Source organism: Kitasatospora fiedleri (genome assembly GCF_948472415.1).
Lineage (GTDB): Bacteria > Actinomycetota > Actinomycetes > Streptomycetales > Streptomycetaceae > Kitasatospora > Kitasatospora fiedleri.
The window spans coordinates 2662104-2684046 of the sequence record NZ_OX419519.1 but is presented as its reverse complement, the minus strand read 5'-3'; the positions used below and the strand labels follow the sequence as shown (position 1 = coordinate 2684046).

Sequence of the window (21943 nt, the reverse complement as noted above, 5' to 3'; positions counted from 1 at the left end):
GGGGGTGGACGTGGGCGCTAGGGGCGGGGGTGGGCGTGGGGCGCGGGCGGGCGTGGGGCGCGGGCGCTCCGGGGGTGGGTGTGGGCGTGGGGGCACCGTCTCCCGGGTGCCGCCCGGGTCGGGGTGTGCGGTCGCCCCGGCCCGGTCGGCCCGCCGGGTGCTCAGGAGTTGGGGCGCAGGGTCCAGACGATCTCCAGCACGCCGGTGACGGCGCCGTCCTCGCGGGTGATCTCCACGGTGATCGGGAACTCGGGGCGCCGGCCCTCGTCCAGCTCGGCGATCACCTCGGCGACCGGCCGGCCGAGCGTCGCGGTGGCGGTCACCACGCCGCGGGCGAGCTTCTTGAACGAGATCTCGCCGACCGTCGGCAGCGGCACCGCACGCCCCAACTGGTCGCCGAACGCCGCCAGCACGATCGCCCCGCTGGCGGACTCGGCCAGCGTGAACATCGCCCCCGCGTGCGGCCCGCCCACGTGGTTGCGGTACTCCGGCAGGTCGGGCAGCCGCAGCACGGCCCGCTCCGGGGTGGTCTCCAGGTACTCCAGCTGCAGGGTCTTCACCATCGGGACGGTGGACGTGAGCAGCTCGCCGATCGCAGTAGTGGTCATGCCGCGATGTTACTAGCGGGTAGATTGGCCGTCCATGCCCGGTCGGAGGCCCCCTCCCGCCGCGCGGGCCGACCGCTCCAGCCGGTGCGCATCCGTCCCGAATCGCCGCCGTCGCCGCCGTCGCGGTCGTCGCGGCCGTTCCGGGTGGGAACGACGAAGGCCCCGGTCGATTTCTCGACCGGGGCCTTCGTGCGATGGGGTGAGTGACGGGACTCGAACCCGCGGCCACCTGGACCACAACCAGGTGCTCTACCAACTGAGCTACACCCACCATCTGTCAGGTGCTTTCCCGCTCTCGCGTTCCCGCTCCGACAGGAAGAACTCTACAGGATGCGGAGGGGTGCTCGCGCCAGGATTTCCCCGACCGATCGGACCGGTTCGCTGGTCAGGTGGTGGGCACCTGGTGGCGGGCGGCGATCTCCCGCGCGGTGTCGCTGTCCGGGCCGGGCTGCGGGACGAACACCGCCTCGCGGTAGTAGCGGAGTTCGGCGATCGACTCGCGGATGTCGGCCAGCGCGCGGTGGCTGCCGCCCTTCTGCGGGCTGTTGTAGTAGGCGCGCGGGTACCAGCGGCGGGCCAGCTCCTTGATCGAGGAGACGTCCACGATCCGGTAGTGCAGGTGCCCCTCCAACTCGGGCATGTCCCGGGCCAGGAAGCCGCGGTCGGTGGCCACCGAGTTCCCGCACAGCGGGGTCTTGCCGGCCTCCGGGACGTGCGCGCGGACGTACGCCAGCACCTGCTCCTGGGCCTCGGCCATGGTCAGGCCGTCCGCGAGCTCGTCGAGCAGGCCCGAGGAGGTGTGCATCTGCCGTACCACCTCGGGCATGCTCGCCAACGCCTCGGCGGGCGGGCGGATGATCACATCCACGCCTTCGCCGAGCACGTTCAGCTCGGAGTCGGTCACCAGGGCGGCGACCTCGATCAGGGCGTCCCGATCGAGGTCGAGGCCGGTCATCTCACAGTCGATCCATACCAGACGGTCATTCACGCCTTCACCCTACGGCGCGATCGCGCGCCCCCGACACCGCACGCGCCCCGTCCGGGGCGAAGTCCGCCGTGTCGCGCGCCCCGCGCTCCGGCTCGGCCTCCGGGCGGTGCGCCGCCTGTCGGCCCCGGGCGCTCGGCTGCTCACCGGTCGCGTCCTCCGCGATGGCGTGCTCCACCGGACGGTCCGGACGCTCCGCCGGACCCGACCCGCGCCCGCCCGGGTACGCCGCGCTCGGCCGCACCGGCTGCCCGGGAGAGGGCTGCGCGTGCGCGTGCGCGGGCGACGACCCCTGTTGGGCACCCGGGTACGGACCTCCGGCCTGACCGGGCTGGCTGCCGCCGTGGCCGGGCTGGCCGCCGTGGCCCGCCTGACCGCTGTGACCGGACTGACCGCCGTAACCCGACTGACCGGACTGACCGCCGTGCGCCGCCGGGCCGGTGCCGCGGCCCGCGTACCGGGGGTCGCCCGGACGCTCCGCCGAGCGCGCACCGAAGGCGCTCGGAGGCGGACCGGCCTGCGGCGGCACCAGCGGACGCGGACGCTGCTGCCCCGCCGCACCCCCGCCCGGACCGGTCGGCCGGCCCAGCGGGCCGCCCGTCGGCCCGGCACCGGCCGGAGTCGGCTGACCGTGCGTCACCGGCCCGTGCGCCGGAGCACCGTGTGCGCCGTGGACGGCGGGTCCGTGGGACGCCGGGGCGTGCCCGTTCTGGCCCGGGCCGCGCTCGGCCAGGGCGTTGTTCGGGACCACCGGGGCCACCTGACCGCCGGCGGCCGGGCGGCGGGCCCGGAAGGTGGTCCGGTACGCGGCCGGGGAGACCCCGAGCTGCCGCCGGAAGTGCCCGCGCAGCGCCACCGGCGAGCGGAAGCCGCAGCGGCGGGCGACGTCGTCCACCGACAGGTCCGAGGTCTCCAGCAGCCGCTGCGCCTGCAGCACCCGCTGGGTGATCAGCCACTGCAGCGGCGCGCTGCCGGTCAGGGTGCGGAAGCGGCGGTCGAAGGTGCGCCGCGACATGTACGCGCGGGCCGCCAGCACCTCGACGTCGAACTGCTGGTTGAGGTTCTCCAACGCCCAGGTGACCACCTCGGCCAGCGGGTCGTTGCCGATCTCCTCAGGTAAAGACTGATCGATGTACTGGGCCTGACCTCCGCCGCCGCGGCGGTTCGGCACCACCAGCCGGCGGGCCAGCGCGTTGGCGGCCTCGGCGCCGTGGTCGCTGCGGACCACGTGCAGACAGAGGTCGATGCCGGCCGCGGTGCCCGCGGAGGTGAGGACGTCGCCGTCGTCCACGAACAGCTCGCGCGGGTCGACGTGGACCCGCGGGTAGCGCTTCGCCAGCGTCGGCGCGTACATCCAGTGGGTGGTCGCCGGGCGGCCGTCCAGCAGCCCGGCGGCGGCCAGCACGAAGGCGCCGGTGCACAGACCGATGATCCGGGCGCCCTCGTGGTGGGCCTTGCGCAGCGCGGCGATCGCCTCGACCGGCGGCGGCTGCGAGATCGACCGCCAGGCCGGGACCACGATGGTGCCCGCCCGGGACAGCGCCTCCAGCCCGTACGGGGCGGTCAGCGTCAGGCCGCCGGTGGTGGTCAGCGGGCCCTCCTCGCCGGCGCACACCAGCAGGCGGTAGCGGGGAACGCCGGCGTCCTGCCGGTCCACGCCGAAGACCGACAGCGGGATCGAGCTCTCGAAGATCGGCGCCCCGCTGAACAGCAGCACCGCCACCGTCTCGCGCCGCCGCCGCCCGGCCAGCTTGCGCGGGGAGGAGAGCAGGCCAGGGCCGGCGAGCACGTCCGGCGCACCGCCCGCGCCCGCGCCGCCCGCCGTCGCGGTGGCCGCACCGCCGTGACCGCCGTGAGAGTTGTGGGCGCCACCGGGGGAGTTGGGGGCGGCGTGGCCGCCCGGGGTGAGACCGCCGTGGCCGGGGGACGCCTGCACGGGGGACTGGGCCGCGGCGTGCTGAGCGCCCGTCACCGCTCCCGGACCACCTTGGAGCTGGCCGCTGTTCGGGCCGCCGCCGGTACCGCTGCCGCTGCCGGTTCCAGGGCCGGTTCCGGAGCCGTGGCCACCGCCGGGGTTGCCGCCCAGCGAACCGGCCGACGCGCCACCGAACTTGCCGAGTCTCGCCGTGCCACCGGGATAGGACGACGGCTGGCGGTCGCTTTCAGGACCCGCGTCGCTCCTGCTCACCCTGCTCAAGGCGCTCCAGCCCCCTCGGTGGTGTGGTGGTCTCGGCTGCCGCTCTGCGAGCCAAGATCGAATCTACTTGGTGGACCGTTGCCGTTGTGACAAGTTCACCATCCGACGCTATGTCGACATGGCAATTTGGCGTGAAGCATTCGATCACGAAGCGTGGCACCCGTCGACCCCGCTGTGAAGGGGGCGCGAACAACCGTGGCCGGTTGTCGCACGACCTGTCGACGATTCACCCGTCGACGGTGGACCCACCGCCCGCTGTGTGCTGCGGATTTGCCCGAACGGCAGGGAGGCGAGGCAAGTTGGCCGAAAACGTACGGTTCAAATCGGGGGCGTGAAACCGCCTTCCACGCGCCACAGCGCACACCTGAGCCATGATCCCCGCGCCCCGCCAGCCCCCCGGCCCAACCCGAACCGGCCACTCCTGAACGCCTCCCACCTCACACTCCGTCACTTGAACCCCTCCGTTCCGATTCCGTCCCACTGGCACCACGACCCCCACCTGTCCCGGCCGCCCCGTCGCTTCGTCACCGCCTCGAACTCCCCGGCCCGTCGACCCAGGCACCGCACATTCGTCCGAATCCAATCCCTCCCGGGGCGGCCCCACGCGCCGCACAGCCACGCCCCGACGGAACCCCACCACCACCTCGCCCAGCCCCCGTTGCCGCCGCCGAGTCGCCCCTTCGCGCCGCTCGCCGGACTCCCGCGCCCACAGGCCGGCATCGACGCCGCTCCGGCCCGCCCCGGAGCCCCCCGGGCCATCGAACCGGCGCGCCGACTCCACGTGGCCCCATTCGGGCCGGCGGGCCGGGAGGGTGCGGGGCGGCGCGAGGGAGTACAAGGGCGGTCCGGCAACGGCGGGGCACCTTTCCACCGGAGCGCCCTTTCAGTGACGCTCAGTCAAATCCTTTTACCGGAAAGGAATGAGGGCGCACGCATCCAATCGGTGTGTGCGCGTCGTGGCGGGAGCGGTGCCCGCGCCCCGGGTTCGACGTCCGGTCAGCTCGCGGCGGTCGCGGTGTCGCTCCAGCGGACCTGGGCGACGGCGGCCGAGGCCGGGACCGGAGCGGACTCGATCGGCATGAGCGGTACGGTCTTCGTCCGCAGGACCGGCTGGGCGAGCGGTGCGCCCGAGGCTGCCGGGGCGAGTGGAGTGACCGGGATGAGCGGTGACTTCGACGCGGCCGGAGCGTTCGGGACACTCGGAATGTTCGGGGCGCTCGGACCGTGCGGCGTCAACCGGGATGCCTGGATGGCAAGTTGGCCGCGCGACCGCTGGGGTCGGGCGGTCGTGCCCGCAGCGAATCCCCGTCCGGCGAGGGGGTGTTCACCTGCGGAGAGGATCACCCGCACCGCCTCCGGCAGGCTCGGCGCGCTGACCGTCGGACGGTAGGCCCGCTCCGCCCACGGCCGACCGTGGTGCAGCCACGCGCTGCGCAGCCCCGTCGCCTCCGCCCCCGCGATGTCGGCCGGACCGTAGTCGCCGACCATCCAGGTCTGCGCCTTCCAGTCCCCGGCCGGCCGGAAGCCGCACCGCCGCGCCGCGACCTCGAAGATCAACGGGTCCGGCTTCAGGCAGCGGGCCTCCTCCGAGATCACCCACCCGTCCACCAGAGAGGCGAGCCCGGTCAGCCGGATCTTCTCCAGCTGGGGCAGCGTTCCGCCGTTGCTGACGATCCCCAGCGTCCATCCCGCCTCGCGCGCCTCCCGGAGCGCCGCGACGTGTGAATCCGGGCACTGGATGTGGGAGTTGATGCCACTCCGGTAGTGCGCGAGCAACGAGTCGACCGACCGGTCGATGCCGTAGCGGCGCTTCGCCGCACCCAGTACGGTGCTGCGCGGTACGTAGCCGCTGCCGTCGAGCATGACCAGCCAGTCGAGGTCCCCGGCGGGCAGGCCGTTCTCGGCGAGGAAGCCCTCCGCCCACGCTCTGAACGCGGCGTCCCTGGGCAGCAGGGTGTTGTCGAGGTCGAGCAGGAGCAGCGGCATGTCGAGCATGCTGCCAGCGGCCAGCACGTATGCACGTGGCAATTGCCAAAGGCGATTGGAATTTCCGCGAATTGGCCGAATCCGGTTGGTACGCGTGCAACCCGGACCATGATCCCAAAAGGAACCTCGCACGGACCGGAACTCCCGGCCGAACCGCCGCACCCGCTCCGGCACCCGGCCGGACGGCCCCGACCGGGACAACCGGGTGCCGGAGGACGCCGGGTGGAGTGCGACCGATGGGCAACTACCGTGCGCCGCCCATCGGCAGGAGCGATGACAGTCGGGTCACGTTGTGTCGTCGCACTGTTGCGCGCATCGCGTCCCGTCGGTCAAGCTCCTGGGAACCCGCCGCGAGGGGGCGCACGCCAGAGCGCGTGTTTCCCCCACACGCGGGAACCTCATCGCACGAGGGTGCCGTCGCTGGGCGGGGCCCGTTCCGAGCCGTACTCTGAAAGGCAGAGGTCGCCAACGGTGCCAGTCGTTCCCGGACGCATCGCCACCGCTGCCGTTCCTGCCACCGGGGCCTGGCGGTCCCCCGCCGCGTCCCCCTGCGTAGGCCCGTTTCAGTTGAAGAGTTTTGAGCCATGGCCGGTGAAGAGCCCTCCGCTTCTGCCCACGGCAGCCCGCACGACAGCAGGTCCGCTGTCGAGAATCCCGGCGTCCCGCCGCTCGCCGATCAGCCACGCCACCCCGACGCCCGGCCTGCCGGCTCCGCCCTTGAACCTGACCCCGACCCTGCAACCGGACCCGGTCTCAGCCTCGGCGTCGGCTCTGGCCACAAGTCACCCCGTCCCGACCCGGACCATGAGGACAGCCCGCACCTCCCCGACGCCGCTCCCGCAGCCCCTGCGGACGCGCTCGCCCCGCCTCCGCCGCCCGCCCGTCCCCCCGTGCCCGCCGCCCGCTCCGGCCGGGCGAGTCGGGCAGGTTGGACCGGGCTGTTCGGCCGCGCCAGCCCGCTCGGCCGCGCCGACCACCGCCGCAACGCCGACTCCGACTCCGACCCCGGCCCTGCTCCTGCCCCTGCCCTTGGGCCAGACCGTGCCGTTGAGCGCGCCCCCGACCCGGACCCTGCTCCCGGTCGGTCGCGGCGCGGCCCGGAGTGTGGCACCCCTGAACGTGACATCCCAGGAAGCGACACCCCCGGACCCGCGGCGGACGCCGTCGTCGGACCACGACCCGGTACTGCGGAGGACGCGATGACCGACCGATCCCGTCCCACCGTCGGCCGCCGCGACGGCGAAGACGAACCCCAGCTCCAGGAACACGGTTCGCGCGCCTGCGACCCGCAGTTCCAGCACGGCGTGGTGGTCGGCTTCGACGGCTCGCTCTCCAGCGAGCGCGCCCTGGCCTACGCCGTCGGCATGGCCCGTCGCTCCCGCTGCGGTCTGGTGATCGTCCACGTCGCCAACCGGCTCCCCACCACCGTCTGGGCCGGCTGCGAACCGCCCGTCTTCGTGGACCTCCCGGACCAGCGCACCGAGATCCTCGGCCTCGAACTCGCCTGCGCCGACTTCCTCTCCGGCGTCCCCTGGATCCTGATCGAACGCGGCGGGGACATCTGTCACGAGATCGAGGAGGTCGGCCGCGAGTACGCCGCGGACGCCATCGTGGTCGGCAGCACCCACGGCCTGCTCGGCAAGCTCTTCGGCTCCGTCTCCAGCCGACTCGCCCGCCGCGCCAACCGTCCGGTGATCGTCATCCCCTGACCGCCCCGCACCGACCCGCTCGGGCTCGCACCGCCCCGCACTGACCTGTGGCCGCGGTACAGCCGACCGCGCCCTCCTGCGGGAGCGCGCAGGCCGACCGGTGGGCGGGCGAGCGAGCCATACGCAGCCGTCCCTACCCCGCGCCCGCCTCCGCCCCCGTCCCGCCCTCCGGCAGCCCCACCGCCAGGACGGGGGCTGCCACCGCGTGACCTGGCGGTATCGGCCGATCGAGTCGTTCCCCACCACACCGGTGCGCCGCGCCAAGGGAAGATCGCCCTCTTGGCCGATCATGCCAAAGTGACCAATCGTCATATCGACGTACTGACTGCTGGATGGCGCCTCGCCGCAGCCGCACCACGCCGCCCCGTGCCCACCGTGCTCGGGATCGCGCTGCTGGCTCCGGCTGTCCTCGGCACCTGGACGTCGGAGGCGGGCACCACCCGCGGTGGCGAGGTGCACAACGAGTTGAGGCTGAGCGTCAGCACCAACGCCGGCACCGACCCCGGCGTGCGGCTCCGTGCGGGGGAGCCCGCCACCCGCACGTACCACCTGAGCAACCACGCCGAGTACCCGCTCGGCAGCGTGGTGCTGAGCGACCCCCAACTCCCCGGCGGGCTGCTCTCGTGCGGCGCCGACCGGAGCATCCCGTCCGGCGGCACCCTCGACTGCACCGCCACCTTCACCGTCGCGGCCGGTCCGCAGACCGCGCAGGTCGCGGCAGTCGCCGATGCGCCCGACCACCTGCCGCAGGCGCACGCCGAAGCACCCACCGGCTACCTAGGCATCGCCGCAGGCATCCGGCTCACCCGGGTGGGCACGCCCGGCGGCACGGGCCTGTCCCGCCGGTCCGCACCTCGAACGCCCCCGAGCGACCTCCGCCGATCCATCCTCGAATCCACTCGCGCATCCGTCCCGGGATCCGCGATCGAATCCGCGATCGAATCCGCGACCGGAACCGCGACCGAAACCGCCTCCGGGCCCACGACCGGTGCGGCCACCCGGCCTGCGACCAGGGCGGTGACCGGTGTCAGCGGCACCGTTGAACTCCAGTACCGCCTGGAGGCGTTCGGTGACGTCCCGATCACCGCGGCCTCGGTCACCGAGGGACTACCCGGCCTGGGCACGGTGGACTGTGCGGGCCCGGACGGTGGGCACACCCTTTCCCCCGGGCAGCCCGTCGACTGCCGGGCAACGGGAACCGCCCGCCCGGGACGCCAGACCGGTACGGCCCGGGCGGTCGGCCTGGCGGACGACGCGACCGTCGGCCCGGACGGCAACCGCCAAGCATCCCGCCAGGTCTCCGCCGAGGCGGACGGGGCCTACGACGGGCTGCGACCGACCCCGTCCAACCCGGAGCCGACCGAGCCCGTCCCCGTCGGCCAGGGAGTCGGTTCCGGCTCGGGGCCCGGCGGGGGTTCCGGTGAAAGCTCCGGAACCGCGACCGGGCCGGGCACCACCCCCGGCTCGGGTCCCGCCACCGGACCGGGAGCAGGAGCAGGACCCGGAGCGGGATCGGGCCAGGGGCAGGGTGGCGGGGCGGTTACCGCTGCCGGGCCTGCTACTCCCGGCGCGACGGGCAGCAGTGGCACCGCAGCTACGGGCACGGCTCCGACGCTCTCGAACGACACCGTCCCGCCCGGGCTGTTCCCGGTCTCCGTCCCGCCCGGCACCCGACCGGAGGCTGCCGCGGTCGGGCAGCAGCCCGGCGTCGCAGGGCAGGCGCAGCTCGCGGCGGGAGCCCCGGCCCTGGCAGGGCAGCTGCTCGTACCGTTCCTCCCCGGCCAGGCGCCGGTGCTGCTGCCGGGCGGGACCGCCTTCGCCCGGCCCGCCTCACCCTTCGCCGCGCCGGGACGGTCCGGTGCGGCGAACCCCTTCTCCGGAAACCCGGCGGCGCGCACGACGGACAGCCGGATCGCCTCCGCCCTCGCGTCTTCCTCCGCCCTCGTCTCCACCCCTGCCTCCGGCCCGAGCCGGGAGACCGACCGGGCCTCCGGCACCGCGGTGGGCCGGCAGCCGTCGGCGCCCGCCACGGGCCGGTCCCCGGGCGTGCAGGCGCAGAGCCAGTTCGCGGAGGAGGAGCGGCCCCGGGGAGATGAGGACGACACCTGGGACGGCGCCGAGGTGATGATGCTCCTGCTGGCGATCCTCCTGCCGGTGCTGTGCGTGCTGGCGGCGGCCTTCACCACACGGAACCGCGGTCGGCGAGGACGGCCGTGACCACGGTGACAGCGACGGCGCGGGCAGCGGTGGCGGTGACACCGCGGCGGAGCACACGGCGTCCCCGCCCCAGCAGCCCTGTTGGCATTCTTGTCGAGTCAAGGAACGGTTCGGAGCACGCTCCTGAGGCCGGCGGCAGGGCAGGCGCAGCCGCCGACACGGTCGGGCCGCGATGCTGACCGTCGCCCTCGCCGCGGTGTCGGGTGCGGCGTTGGCGCTGGTGATCGGCCTGCTGCTGGGGCGGACCAAGCGGGCCCGGGAAGGGGCGACGACACCGCAGGCGATGTCCTTTGCCGGGGCGGCGATCCTCGGCTTCTTCGCGCTCTTCCTGGGGTTCAGCATCGCGGGCACCTGGCAGCAGCTGAACTCGGCGCGCCAGCACACCTATGAGGAGTCGCGGGCCCTCACGGAGGCTTACTGGACCGCCGGTGGCCTGCCCGAGGCCGACCGCCCCGCCGTGCGGGACAGGCTGCGGACCTACACCGGGGTGGTGATCGACGACGAGTGGGCCACCATGCGGCACGGCACCGGGAGTCAGGCCGCCTGGCGGGCGGTCGACCAGGTGCGGGCCGCCGTCGACCGAGCCGCCGTGCACAGCCAGGCCGAGGCGAGTGCCCGGACCGATGTGCTGCGGAGCCTGTCCGACGTCAACGCCAAGCGGAACGCGCGGCTGGGTGATCTCCGTGCGTCCGTGCCCGCGCTGGCGATCGGTGGTCTGCTGGTGGGGGCCGTGTTCGTGCTGGCCACCCCCTCGGTGATCGGGCTGACCTCCAACCCGCGGAACCTGGTGCTGATGTGTTTCGTGGGCGCCTCCGTGGCGTTCGGGGTGAGCATGGTGGCGGTGATGAGCGGGCCGTTCTCCGGCGCGGCGCGCGTCCAGCCGACGGCGTTCCAACTGGCGTTGGAGCGCTACGACCAGATCGACCGCAACGCCGGGGCCTCGGCCCTGCCCCCGTTCCCGTCCTGACCGGTGCGGTTCAGGACGTCATGCCGAGTTCACGGGCGATGAGCATCCGCTGGACCTCCGAAGTTCCCTCGCCGATCTCCAGGATCTTGCAGTCGCGCCACATGCGGGCGACCGGGTACTCGTTCATGAAGCCGTAGCCGCCGTGGATCTGGGTCGCCTCGCGGGCGTTGTCGACCGCGGCCTCGGACGCGTACAGCTTGGCGATGGCTGCCTCCTTCTTGAAGGGCTCGGAGTGCAGCAGCCGGGAGGCGGCGTCCCGCCAGGCCAGGCGGGAGGTGTGCGCGCGCGTCTCCATGTCGGCGAGCTTGAACTGGATGACCTGGTTGGCGCCGATCGGCCGGCCGAAGGCGCGGCGGGCGGCGGCGTACGAGAGGGACTGGTCGACGCACCCCTGGGCCAGGCCGGTGGCCAGGGCCGCGATGGCGATGCGGCCCTCGTCGAGGATGCGCAGGAACTGGGCGTAACCGCGGCCTCGGCGTCCGAGCAGGTTGGCGGCGGGTACGCGGCAGTCGGTGAAGGACAGTTCGCGGGTGTCCGAGGCGTTCCACCCGACCTTCGAATACTTCTTCGACACCTGGAACCCGGGAGTCCCAGTGGGAACGATGATGGAGGAGATTTCCCTGGTGGGCGAGTGATTTGACGATCCATCACTCGAATGTGTGATCGGTTCGGTCAGTGCGGTGACGGTGACGAGCCCGGTGACGTCGGTGCCGGAGTTGGTGATGAAGCACTTGCTGCCGTTGATCACCCACTCGTCGGTGGCCTCGTCGTAGCGCGCGGTAGTCCGGGTCGCCCCGGCGTCCGTGCCGCCCTCGGGCTCGGTCAGGCCGAAGGCGCCGAGCAGCTCGCCGGAGGTCAGCTTCGGCAGCCACTCGCGCTTCTGCTCCTCGGTGCCGAAGAGGTGGATCGGCATCGCGCCGAGCGAGACCGCGGCCTCCAGGGTGATCGCCACCGAGGAGTCGACCCGGGCCAGCTCCTCCAGGACCAGGCAGAGCGCGAAGTAGTCGCCGCCCATGCCGCCGTACTCCTCGGGGAACGGCAGTCCGAACAGGCCCATCCGCCCCATTTCCCGGACGATTTCGTACGGGAATTCATTCTGCTCGTAGTATTCGCCGATCTTCGGCGCAATCACATCGTTGGCGAACTCCTCGACGGTGCGGCGGAGTTCCTCGTACTCACTGCTCAGGCGGTGGTCGAGCACGGCTGATCCTCCCGGGATCGCGGCCTGGTGGGCCTGGTGAGGGTGGGGAGTCGGAGGGTGTCGGGGATCAGGACGTCGGCCCGAGTAGGGCGTTGACCGTCCTCGACGGGCTGGGGCGACCGAGGTGACGGGCCATCCAACCGCTGGTCGCGGCGAGTGCCGCGAGGTCCACGCCGGTCTCGATGCCCAGGCCGTGCAGCATCCAGACGAGGTCCTCGGTGGCGAGGTTGCCGGTTGCGCTCTTGGCGTACGGGCAGCCGCCGAGTCCGCCGGCCGACGCGTCCACCACGGTCACGCCGGAGCGCAGCGCCGCCAGCGTGTTGGCGAGCGCCTGCCCGTAGGTGTCGTGGAAGTGCACGGCCAGCCGTTCGACCGGTACGCCGGAACGGGTGAACGCGTCGAGCAGCGCGTTGACGTGGCCGGGGGTGGCGACGCCGATGGTGTCGCCGAGGCTCAGCTCGGCGCAGCCCATCTCCAGCAGCGCCAGGCCGTGGCGGACCACCTGTTCGACCGGCACCGGGCCCTCCCACGGGTCGCCGAAGCACATCGACAGGTAGCCGCGCACCGCGATCCCGGCGTCCGCGGCACGCCCGACCACCGGACGGAACATCGCCATCGCCTCGTCCGCCGAGCGGTTGAGGTTGCGCCGGGCGAAGGTCTCGGTGGCGCTGGCGAACACCGCGACCTCGGCGGCGTGGTGCGCCAGCGCCCGGTCCAGCCCGCGCTCGTTGGGCACCAGCACGGGCAGCCGCAGGCCCGGGTACCGCGCGGGCAGGTCGGCCAGCCGGGGCATCAGCTCCTCGGCGTCCGCCAGCTGCGGCACCCACTTGGGGTGGACGAAGCTGGTCGCCTCGACGGTGCGCAGCCCGGCGGCGGCGAGCCGGGCGATGAACTCGGCCTTCACCTCGACGGGGACGCGGGCCGCCTCGTTCTGCAGCCCGTCGCGCGCGCCGACCTCGTGGATGCGGACCCGGGCGGGCAGCCCGGGATCGCGCACCGGCTGCGGGAGGCCGAGCTCCAGCACGGTCGGTTCGGCTGCGGCGGAGGGCGTGGTGGTGGGCGTGGACGCGGGGGCGGTCGGCCCGGACGGCGTGGCGGTCATCGGGCCGCCTCCGGGAGGGGCGCGGCGGGGGCGGACGGCTCCTCGGCCGCCGTGACCGTCACCAGGGGGGCGTCCATGGCCACCGTCGCGCCGGCGGCGACCCGCAGGTCCTCGACGGTGCCGTCGTGCGGCGCAGAGATGACGTGCTCCATCTTCATCGCCTCCAGGACCAGCAGGGCCTGCCCCCGGTTCACCCGCTCGCCGGGCTCGACCTTCACCACCGTGACGGTGCCGGGCATCGGCGCGGTGAGGGTGCCCTGGTGGGCGGCGCCGGCCGCGGCGCGCTCGGCGGTTACGTCGAACGGGTGAACGGGCCAGGCGTCGCCGTCGACGCCCAGCCAGTGGACGGCGCCCTCCGGGGTGCGCTCCGAGGCGACCGTGAAAGTGGCCTGCAACCCGTCCACCGCAAGGCGCAGCAGGTCTCCGTCGAGACTCGCGCGGGCCCGCCGGGCCGGCGCGTCACCCAGCCGCACCTCCCACTCGGGGGAAGACGTCGCGGAAAAACCGATAGCGCTCTCGATTTCGCCACTGGTAATCATTCGACAGCTCACGGTGACCGGTTCGCGGCCGGGCAGCCGGAGCCGGTGCGTGGTCCACGCGGCCTCGCCACCGAGCCGCCAGCCGGAAGGGAGGGAGAAGGGATCGGTCCAGCCGTCGGAGGCGCCGGCGCGGCCGAGTTCGAGCTGCCGCAGCAGTGCGGCGGCGAAGTGGAGCAGGTCGATCGACTCGGGACGGGTGTACGGGGAGCTCAGCAGGGAGGCGTCCTGCTGGGCACTGCGTTCCACCAGTCCGGTGTCGAGCCGCCCTGCCGTCACCTCGGGCTGCGCCAGCAGCCGGCGCAGGTAGCCGGTGTTGGTGGTGACGCCCAGGATGCGGGTCTCGGCGAGTGCGGCCCGCAGCCGACGGATCGCGGTCGGGCGGTCGGGCCCGTACGCGATCACCTTGGCGAGCATCGGGTCGTACAGGCTGCCGATCCGGTCACCGGGTGCGATTCCGGAGTCCACCCGGACGCCCTCCCCGGAGGGCTCGTCCAGCAGCAGTACCTCGCCGCCGGTGGGCAGGAAGTCCCGTTCCGGGTCCTCGGCGCAGATCCGGGCCTCGATCGCGTGGCCCAGGAAGGAGATGTCCGACTGGGCGAACGGCAGTGCCTCGCCCGCGGCGACGCGCAGCTGCCACTCGACCAGGTCGAGCCGTTGCGGGCCGTCGGGCCCGGCCACGGCGACGGCCAGTTCGGTGACGGGGTGTTCCACCTGGAGGCGGGTGTTCATCTCCATGAAGAAGAAGTCGAGGACGTCGTCCGCTCCCGGTCCCGCAGGATCGCCGCCGGGGACGATGAACTCGACCGTGCCGGCGCCGGTGTAGCCGCAGGCTTCGGCGGCGCGCACCGCGGCCGCGCCCATCGCGGCGCGGGTCCGAGGGTTCAACAGGACGGAAGGGGCCTCTTCGATGAGCTTCTGATGGCGGCGCTGCAGACTGCACTCGCGCTCGCCGAGGTGGACGGTCCGGCCGTGGGTGTCGGCCAGGACCTGGACCTCGATGTGCCGGGGCTGGTCGACCCAGCGCTCCAACAACAGGGTGTCGTCACCGAACGCGGTACGGGCCACCCGGCGGGCCGCGGCGAGCTCGGCGGGCAGCTCGGCCGGGTCGCGGACCAGCCGCATGCCCTTGCCGCCGCCGCCGGCCGAGGGCTTGAGCAGCACCGGGTAGCCGATCCGGGTCGCCGCCTCGATCAGCTGCTCGTCGCTGGGCGAGCCGTCCTCGCTGCCGGGCACGACGGGCACCCCGGCGGTCCGGACGGCCTCCTTGGCGTTGATCTTGTCGCCCATCAGTTCCACCGCGGCCGGCGGCGGGCCAATGAAGACCAGCCCGGCCCGGGTGCAGGCTTCGGCGAACGCGGAGTTCTCGGCAAGGAACCCGTAGCCGGGGTGGACGGCCTGCGCGCCGGTCCGGCGGACGGCGTCCAGGATCAGGTCGGCGCGCAGGTACGTCCCGGCGGCCGAGCTGTCGCTGCGGTCGGCGGGCCCGAGCCGGACCGCGAGGTCGGCGGCCCGGACGTGCGGGGCGTCGGCGTCCGCGTCGCTGTGCACGGCGACCGACCGCACGCCCAGCCTCCGCAGGGTGCGGATCACTCGCAGCGCGATCTCGCCGCGGTTGGCGACGAGCACGGTGTCGAACATGAGAGGTGTTCCTCCGTCAGGAAGGGAACGGTGGGCGAGTTGGCGAAATAGCACTAGTGCTGGCCCCGGCGGCCGGTGCGGGCCGTCGGGCCGGTCCTGACCCGGGCTTGTTCTGTGCCGGGCCGGTTCTGTCCTGGGCCGGATCTGCCCGGGCCGGATCTGCCCGGGCCGGTCGGTGGCGGCGGTCCGGCCGGCCGGCTCCGGGAGGAGCGGCGCGGCCGGTCGGGCGGCGGGGCGTCACATGCGGAAGACCCCGAACGGGCGCGGTTCGGCGAGCGGAGCGTTGGCGCAGGCAGTGAGCGCCAGGCCGAGCACGGTACGGGTCTGCAGCGGGTCGATCACACCGTCGTCCCACAGCCGGGCGGTGGCGTAGTAGGCGTTGCCCTGGCGCTCGTACTGCTCGCGGACGGGGCGCTTGAACTCGTCCTCGTCCTCGGTGGACCAGTCCTCGCCGCGGGCCTCCACCTGGTCGCGGCGGACGGTGGCCAGCACCGACGCCGCCTGCTCGCCGCCCATCACGGAGATCTTCGCGTTCGGCCACATCCACAGGAAGCGGGGTGAGTAGGCCCGGCCGCACATCGAGTAGTTGCCCGCCCCGTACGAGCCGCCGATCACCACCGTCAGCTTGGGCACCCGGGTGCAGGCCACCGCGGTGACCATCTTGGCGCCGTGCTTGGCGATGCCGCCGGCCTCGTACTGGCGGCCCACCATGAATCCGGTGATGTTCTGCAGGAAGAGGAGGGGGATGCCGCGCTGGTCGCACAGCTCGATGAAGTGCGCGCCCTTGAGCGCGGACTCGGCGAACAGGACGCCGTTGTTGGCGACGATGCCGACCGGGTGGCCGTGAATCCGGGCGAACCCGGTCACCAGGGTGGTGCCGTACTCGGCCTTGAACTCGGCGAACCGGCTGCCGTCCACCAGCCGGGCGATCACCTCGCGCACGTCGTAGGGGGTGCGCGGGTCCACCGGCACCACGCCGTACAACCCGGCCGGGTCGACCGCGGGCGGCTCGACCGGGGCGAGCGGCCACGGCTTGGCGGCGCGCGGGCCGAGCCCGGCCACGATGGTGCGGACGATGGAGAGCGCGTGCGCGTCGTCCTCCGCCAGGTGGTCGGTCACGCCCGAGGTGCGGGAGTGGAGGTCGCCGCCGCCCAGTTCCTCGGCGGTCACCACCTCGCCGGTCGCGGCCTTCACCAGCGGGGGCCCGCCCAGGAAGATGGTGCCCTGGTTTCGGACGATCACCGCCTCGTCGCTCATCGCGGGCACGTACGCGCCGCCCGCGGTGCAGGAGCCCAGCACCGCCGCGATCTGCGGGATTCCGGCGGCGGACAGCCGCGCCTGGTTGTAGAAGATCCGCCCGAAGTGGTCGCGGTCCGGGAACACCTCGTCCTGCATCGGCAGGAACGCCCCGCCGGAGTCCACCAGGTAGACGCAGGGCAGCCGGTTCTCCAGCGCCACCTCCTGCGCGCGCAGGTGCTTCTTGACCGTCATCGGGTAGTACGTGCCGCCCTTGACCGTGGCGTCGTTCGCCACCACCAGGACCTCGCGTCCGGCGACCCGGCCGATCCCGGCGATCACCCCCGCTGCCGGGGCGGCCCCGTCGTACAGCCCGTCGGCGGCGAGCGGGGCCAGTTCGAGGAACGGCGAGCCGGGGTCGAGCAGGGTGTCCACCCGCTCCCGGGGCAGGAGTTTGCCGCGGGCGACGTGCTTGGCGCGCGCCTTCTCGCCGCCACCGAGCGCCGCCGCCGCGAGCTTGCCGCGCAGCTCGGCGACCAGTTCCCGGTGCGCCTGCGCGTTGGCCAGCCCGGCCGGGGCGGACGGGTCGACCGCGCCCTCCAGCCGGGGGCCGGTGCGTCGGCGGCGGCGAACGGCGGGGCGGCCGGCACCGTGCCCCGCGCGGAGGCGGCGGACCACGGAAGGCTCTGTGCCGAAGAGAGGACCATCCCAAGAGCTCCCTTGCCCCTCGGATCGGATCCGGGCAGGCCGAAGGGCGAACCGGCCAGCCCGTGTTAATGAGCGTTAACTCTGCGGCCAGGTTAACCATGGATAACCCGACTGTCTACGATGGGCAGCATGCCCAACCGCCCCGCCGCCCCCGCGCTCCCACGCCGTGACCAGATCCGGAAAGAGGCCGCCAGGCTGTTCGCCGCCCGCGGTTTCCTCGGAGTCGGCGTCGACGAGATCGGCAAGGCGGTCGGCATCAGCGGACCCGGGCTGTACCGGCACTTCGCGGGCAAGGACGCCATGCTCGCCGACCTCCTGGTCGGCATCAGCGAGCGCCTGCTGGACGAGGGGCGGCGGCGCGAGGGCGAGGCCGCCGGGCCGCGGGCCGCGCTGGACTCCCTGATCGACGGGCACATCGACTTCGCCCTGGACGACCGGGACTTGATCACCCTCCACGACCGCGAGCTGCTCCACCTCAAGGAGGACGACCGCCGCCGGGTGCGCCGGCTCCAGCGCGGCTACGTCGAACTCTGGGTCACGGTGGTGCGCGAGGCGTTCCCGCCCCTGGCCGCGCCCGAGGCGGAGCCGCTCGCCCGCGCCGCCGTGCACGCGGTGTTCGGCCTGCTCAACTCCACCCCGCACAGCGCCGCGCCGCAGCCGCCCCAGGGCACCCAGGGGGCCCAGGCCGAGCCGGTCCCCGAGCGGTCCGGGCTGGCCCGCGACAGCATGGCGGCCCTGTTGCGCGCGCTCGCCCAGGGGCGTTCGTGGCGGCCGCCGCCGAGGTCGGACAGGACCGGCCGACCGCCTGACCTGCCGGTACCGGTACCCCGCGGTCGATGGGGTGGAGCTGTCTCCACCCCTCGCCTAGGACGATCGGCTGACCCAGGTCTAGCCGATCGCCTGAGGCGCACCACCGCACAGCGCGGGCAACCTGTAGACGGGAAGGAAGCTCGGCCCCAGGTCGTTCAGCCTCCCATGCGCCCCTCGAACCCGATGGACGCTCGACCGGCCGAATGGTTAGCATCACTAAATATGCCCGAGACTCATGGTTTCCCAGAGCGAACTTGGCTCCGCCGGCTCGGTGGCTACTGCTGGCGCTACCGTCGCAACCTGCTGCTGTCCTTCGGGGCTTCCCTGGTGGGCATGGCGATCACGGCGATCGTCCCGCTCATCACCAAGCTGATCATCGATGACGTGATCACCACGCACAGCCGTCCGCTCACCCCGTGGGCGTACTGCTGCTGGTCGCGGCGGCGGTGGTGTTCCTCTGCACCCAGATCCGGCGCTACTACGGCGGACAGCTCGCGCTGGACGTCCAGCACGACCTGCGCGCCGACCTGTTCCGCTCACTGACCGGCCTCGACGGCCACCGGCAGGACCGGCTGGACACCGGCCAGGTGGTCGGCCGGGCCACCTCCGACCTGCAACTGGTCAACGGCCTGCTGTCGATGATGCCGATGATGACGGGCTACGCCCTGATGTTCGGCATGTCGCTGGTGGTCATGCTCTGGCTGTCCCCGCCGCTCACCCTGATCGCCCTGGTGATGGGCCCGGTCCTGTGGTGGATGGCCACGTTCAGCCGCAAGCGCCTGTTCCCCGCCACCTGGGCCGCCCAGCAGCAGGCCGCCGAGGTCGCGGGCGTGGTGGACGCCGCGATCGGCGGCGTCCGGGTGGTCAAGGGCTTCGGCCAGGAGGCCCAGGAACGCGGCAAGCTGGAGCGCGCCTCGCGCGAGCTGTTCGCCGCCCGGCTCCGGTCGATCAGGCTGAACGCCCGCTACACCCCGGCCATGCAGGCCGTCCCCGCGCTCGGGCAGGTCGCGGTGCTCGCCGTCGGCGGCTGGCTGGCGGTCCGGGGCAGCGTCACGCTCGGCACCTTCGTCGCCTTCTCCACCTACCTGGCGCAGATGACCGGCCCGGTCCGGATGCTCGCCATGGTGATCACCGTCGGCCAGCAGGCCCGCGCCGGAGTGGAGCGCGTCCTGCAGCTGATCGACCAGCGCCCGCTGGTCGCCGACGCCGTCGGCGCCCACCCGCTCGACCCGGCCGCAGCGCCGCCCGGCACCCCCGCGCTGGAGCTCGACCGGGTCGACTTCCACTACCGCGCCGAGGAGCACCCCGAGCCGGGCAGCGTCCCCGACGGCACCCCGGTGCTGGAGGGACTCAGCCTGCGGCTCGCCCAGGGGGAGACGCTGGCCCTGGTCGGCGCGTCCGGGTCCGGCAAGTCCACCGTCGCCCAGCTGGTGCCCCGCTTCTACGACCCACGTCCGGCACGGTCCGGCTGTTCGGGCAGGACGTCCGGGAGCTCACCCTCGACTCGGTGCGCGCCACCATCGGCATCGTGCCCGAGGAGAGCTTCCTGTTCTCCGAGAGCGTCCGGACGAACATCTCCTACGGGCACCCCGAGGCCACCGAGGAGCAGATCGAGGCCGCCGCCCGGATCGCCCAGGCCGACGCCTTCATCCGGGAGCTCCCCGACGGCTACGACACCAAGGTCGGCGAGCAGGGCCTCACCCTCTCCGGCGGCCAGCGCCAGCGCATCGCGCTCGCCCGCGCCGTCCTCACCGACCCGCGCCTCCTGCTGCTCGACGACGCCACCTCCGCGGTCGACCCGCAGATCGAGGCGGAGATCCACGACGCGCTGCACAGCGTGATGGCCGGCCGCACCACCCTGCTGATCGCCCACCGCCGCTCCACCCTCCAGCTCGCCGACCGGATCGCCGTCCTGGATGCCGGCCGGCTGATCGACCTCGGCACGCACGAGGAGCTCACCGCCCGATGTCCGCGCTACCGGTCGCTGATCACCGACCCGGACGCGCTGGCCGCCCCCGCCCCCACCCGCGGAGCCGAGCCCGAGCGGGCCACCGGAGCCGAAACCGCCGCGCCCGCAGCACGCACCGCCCCTGCCGCACCCGCCGCCGCGGCCGAGAAGTCCGGCGCGGACGCCGAACTGCTCGCCAAGGTCGCCGCCCTGCCGCCCGCGACCGACACCCCCGACATCCCGGTCGAACGGGCCGAGGCCGCCGACCCCCGGTTCAGCCTCGCCCGGCTGCTCGCCCCCTTCCGCCGCCCCCTGCTGCTCGCCCTGTTCCTGGTCGCGCTGGACACCGCCGCCGGGCTCACCCTGCCGGTCCTGATCCGGCACGGCATCGACGACGGCGTCAGCAAGGCCGCGCTCGGCGGCGTCGCGGTCGCCTCCCTGCTGGCCCTCGCCGTCGTCCTGCTCGACTGGCTGGTGCAGGCCACCGAGAGCCGGATCTCCGGCCGCACCGGCGAACGCGTCCTCTACACCCTGCGGCTGAAGATCTTCGCGCACCTCAACCGGCTCGGCCTCGACTACTACGAGCGGGAACTGACCGGCCGGATCATGACGCGGATGACCACCGACGTCGACTCCATCTCCTCCTTCCTGCAGACCGGCGTGGTCACCGCCGTGGTCAGCGTCCTCACCTTCTTCGGCATCTTCGCCGCCCTGATCGTGATCGACCCCGGCCTCGCCCTGGTGGTCTTCGCGGTGCTCCCGCCGCTGGTCGTCGCCACGCTGGTGTTCCGCAAGAAGTCCGCCCAGCAGTACCAGGTCTCCCGGGACTTGATCAGCAACGTCAACGCGGACCTGCAGGAGAACGTCGCCGGCATGCGGATCGTCCAGGCGTTCCGCCGCCAGGACGCCAACACCGAGCGGTTCGTCGAGCGGGGCCTCGCCTACCGGCAGGCCCGGGCCAAGGCCCAGTTCTACATCTCGCTGTACTTCCCGTTCGTGCAGTTCCTCTCCAGCGTCGCCTCCGCACTGGTGCTGATCGCCGGAGCCTCCCGGGTCGACGACGGCACCCTCACCATCGGCGCCCTGGTCGCCTACCTGCTCTACATCGACCTGTTCTTCGCGCCCGTCAACCAGCTCTCGCAGATCTTCGACGGCTACCAGCAGGCCGCCGTCGGCCTCGGCCGAATCCGCGACCTGATGCGCACCCCCACCAGCACCCCCCAGGCCGAGCACCCCGTCCCGGTCGGCGCGCTGCGCGGCGACATCGACTTCCGGAACGTCAGCTTCGCCTACAACGGCGGCGGCGAGGGCAACCCCGAGGTGCTCTCCGGCATCGACCTGCACATCCCGCCCGGCCAGACCGTCGCCCTGGTCGGCGAGACCGGCGCGGGCAAGTCCACCCTGGTCAAACTGGTCGCCCGGTTCTACGACGCCACCGGCGGCACCCTACGGGTGGACGGCACCGACCTCACCAGCTACGACCTGGACGAGTACCGGCACCGGCTCGGCGTCGTCCCGCAGGAGGCCTACCTCTTCGCCGGGACGGTCCGCGACGCCATCGCCTACGGCCGCCCCGACGCGAGCGACGCCGAGGTCGAAGCGGCGGCCAAGGCGGTCGGCGCGCACGACACGATCACCCGGCTGGCCGGCGGCTACCACCACCAGGTCGCGCCCCGCGGCCGCAACCTCTCCGCGGGCCAGCGCCAGCTCATCGCCCTCGCCCGGGCCGAACTGGTCGACCCCGACATCCTGCTCCTCGACGAGGCCACCGCCGCACTCGACCTCGCCAGCGAAGCAGCCGTCAACCACGCCGCCGACCGGCTCAGCGGCGGACGCACCACCCTGGTCATCGCCCACCGGCTCACCACCGCCGAACGCGCCGACCGGGTCGTCGTCCTGGACCACGGCCGCGTGGTGGAGGACGGCACCCACACCGAACTGCTCGACCGCGACGGCACCTACGCCAAGCTGTGGAACGCCTTCACCGCGGAGGGGCACCCGGCACCGGCCCCCGCCACGGCCCTCGGCTGAGCCACGGCGCCACACGGCTGCGGAGCCGGACCGCCGAGGCCGACGGCGCCCGCGCCCGCCC

General features: G+C 73.3%; 10 protein-coding genes, 1 tRNA gene and 3 pseudogenes. 5 read left to right on the top strand and 9 right to left on the bottom strand.

Annotated features, from left to right (window positions below; genetic code table 11):
• Positions 1-161: 161 nt before the first annotated feature.
• The 5 genes and pseudogenes from QMQ26_RS12460 to QMQ26_RS12440 form a co-directional block, all read right to left on the bottom strand.
• Positions 162-608: a DUF4442 domain-containing protein gene (locus QMQ26_RS12460; RefSeq protein ID WP_100838182.1), complete on the bottom strand. Its 447-nt coding sequence runs from the start codon at positions 606-608 to the stop codon at positions 162-164.
• Positions 609-803: 195 nt separating this feature from the next.
• Positions 804-879, bottom strand: a tRNA-His gene (locus QMQ26_RS12455).
• Between the two features lie 114 nt (positions 880-993).
• A complete protein-coding gene (orn, locus tag QMQ26_RS12450) occupies positions 994-1596 on the bottom strand; it encodes an oligoribonuclease (protein WP_100838183.1) in 603 nt (200 codons plus the stop codon).
• A gap of 566 nt (positions 1597-2162) precedes the next feature.
• Positions 2163-3382 (bottom strand): annotated as a pseudogene (locus QMQ26_RS12445) (helix-turn-helix domain-containing protein); the annotation flags it as partial.
• A gap of 1404 nt (positions 3383-4786) precedes the next feature.
• A complete protein-coding gene (locus tag QMQ26_RS12440) occupies positions 4787-5818 on the bottom strand; it encodes an HAD family hydrolase (protein ID WP_282205744.1) in 1032 nt (343 codons plus the stop codon).
• Between the two features lie 1157 nt (positions 5819-6975).
• Here QMQ26_RS12440 and QMQ26_RS12435 point away from each other — a divergent pair.
• The 3 genes from QMQ26_RS12435 to QMQ26_RS12425 all read left to right on the top strand — a co-directional run bounded on the left by QMQ26_RS12435 (position 6976) and on the right by QMQ26_RS12425 (position 10669).
• Complete coding sequence (locus QMQ26_RS12435) at positions 6976-7485, top strand: universal stress protein (RefSeq protein WP_404814117.1); 510 nt, start codon at positions 6976-6978, stop codon at positions 7483-7485.
• 297 nt (positions 7486-7782) lie between these two features.
• Positions 7783-9702, top strand: a complete 1920-nt coding sequence (locus tag QMQ26_RS12430; RefSeq protein ID WP_282205743.1) for a hypothetical protein — start codon at positions 7783-7785, stop codon at positions 9700-9702.
• A gap of 172 nt (positions 9703-9874) precedes the next feature.
• The gene (locus QMQ26_RS12425; protein WP_282205742.1) at positions 9875-10669 is read left to right on the top strand and encodes a bestrophin-like domain; all 795 of its coding nucleotides are present in this window, start codon (positions 9875-9877) and stop codon (positions 10667-10669) included.
• Between the two features lie 10 nt (positions 10670-10679).
• Here QMQ26_RS12425 and QMQ26_RS12420 read toward each other — a convergent pair whose 3' ends face one another.
• The 4 genes from QMQ26_RS12420 to QMQ26_RS12405 form a co-directional block, all read right to left on the bottom strand.
• Positions 10680-11870, bottom strand: coding sequence for an acyl-CoA dehydrogenase family protein (locus QMQ26_RS12420; protein WP_282205741.1), 1191 nt, complete (start codon positions 11868-11870; stop codon positions 10680-10682).
• Between the two features lie 67 nt (positions 11871-11937).
• Positions 11938-12972, bottom strand: a complete 1035-nt coding sequence (locus QMQ26_RS12415) for a hydroxymethylglutaryl-CoA lyase (RefSeq protein ID WP_282205740.1) — start codon at positions 12970-12972, stop codon at positions 11938-11940.
• Entirely contained in the window at positions 12969-15149 is a 2181-nt protein-coding gene (locus QMQ26_RS12410) for an ATP-binding protein (RefSeq protein WP_282205739.1), read from the bottom strand. Before QMQ26_RS12410 ends, QMQ26_RS12415 begins: the two co-directional genes overlap by 4 nt.
• Before the next feature lie 237 nt (positions 15150-15386).
• Positions 15387-16988, bottom strand: a complete 1602-nt coding sequence (locus tag QMQ26_RS12405) for a carboxyl transferase domain-containing protein (protein ID WP_282206505.1) — start codon at positions 16986-16988, stop codon at positions 15387-15389.
• A 225-nt stretch (positions 16989-17213) separates the two neighbouring features.
• Between QMQ26_RS12405 and QMQ26_RS12400 the strand changes: the two are divergent.
• A pseudogene (locus QMQ26_RS12400) lies at positions 17214-17672 on the top strand (TetR/AcrR family transcriptional regulator); the annotation flags it as partial.
• 453 nt (positions 17673-18125) lie between these two features.
• Positions 18126-21882: pseudogene (locus QMQ26_RS12395) on the top strand (ABC transporter ATP-binding protein).
• Positions 21883-21943: the final 61 nt, after the last annotated feature.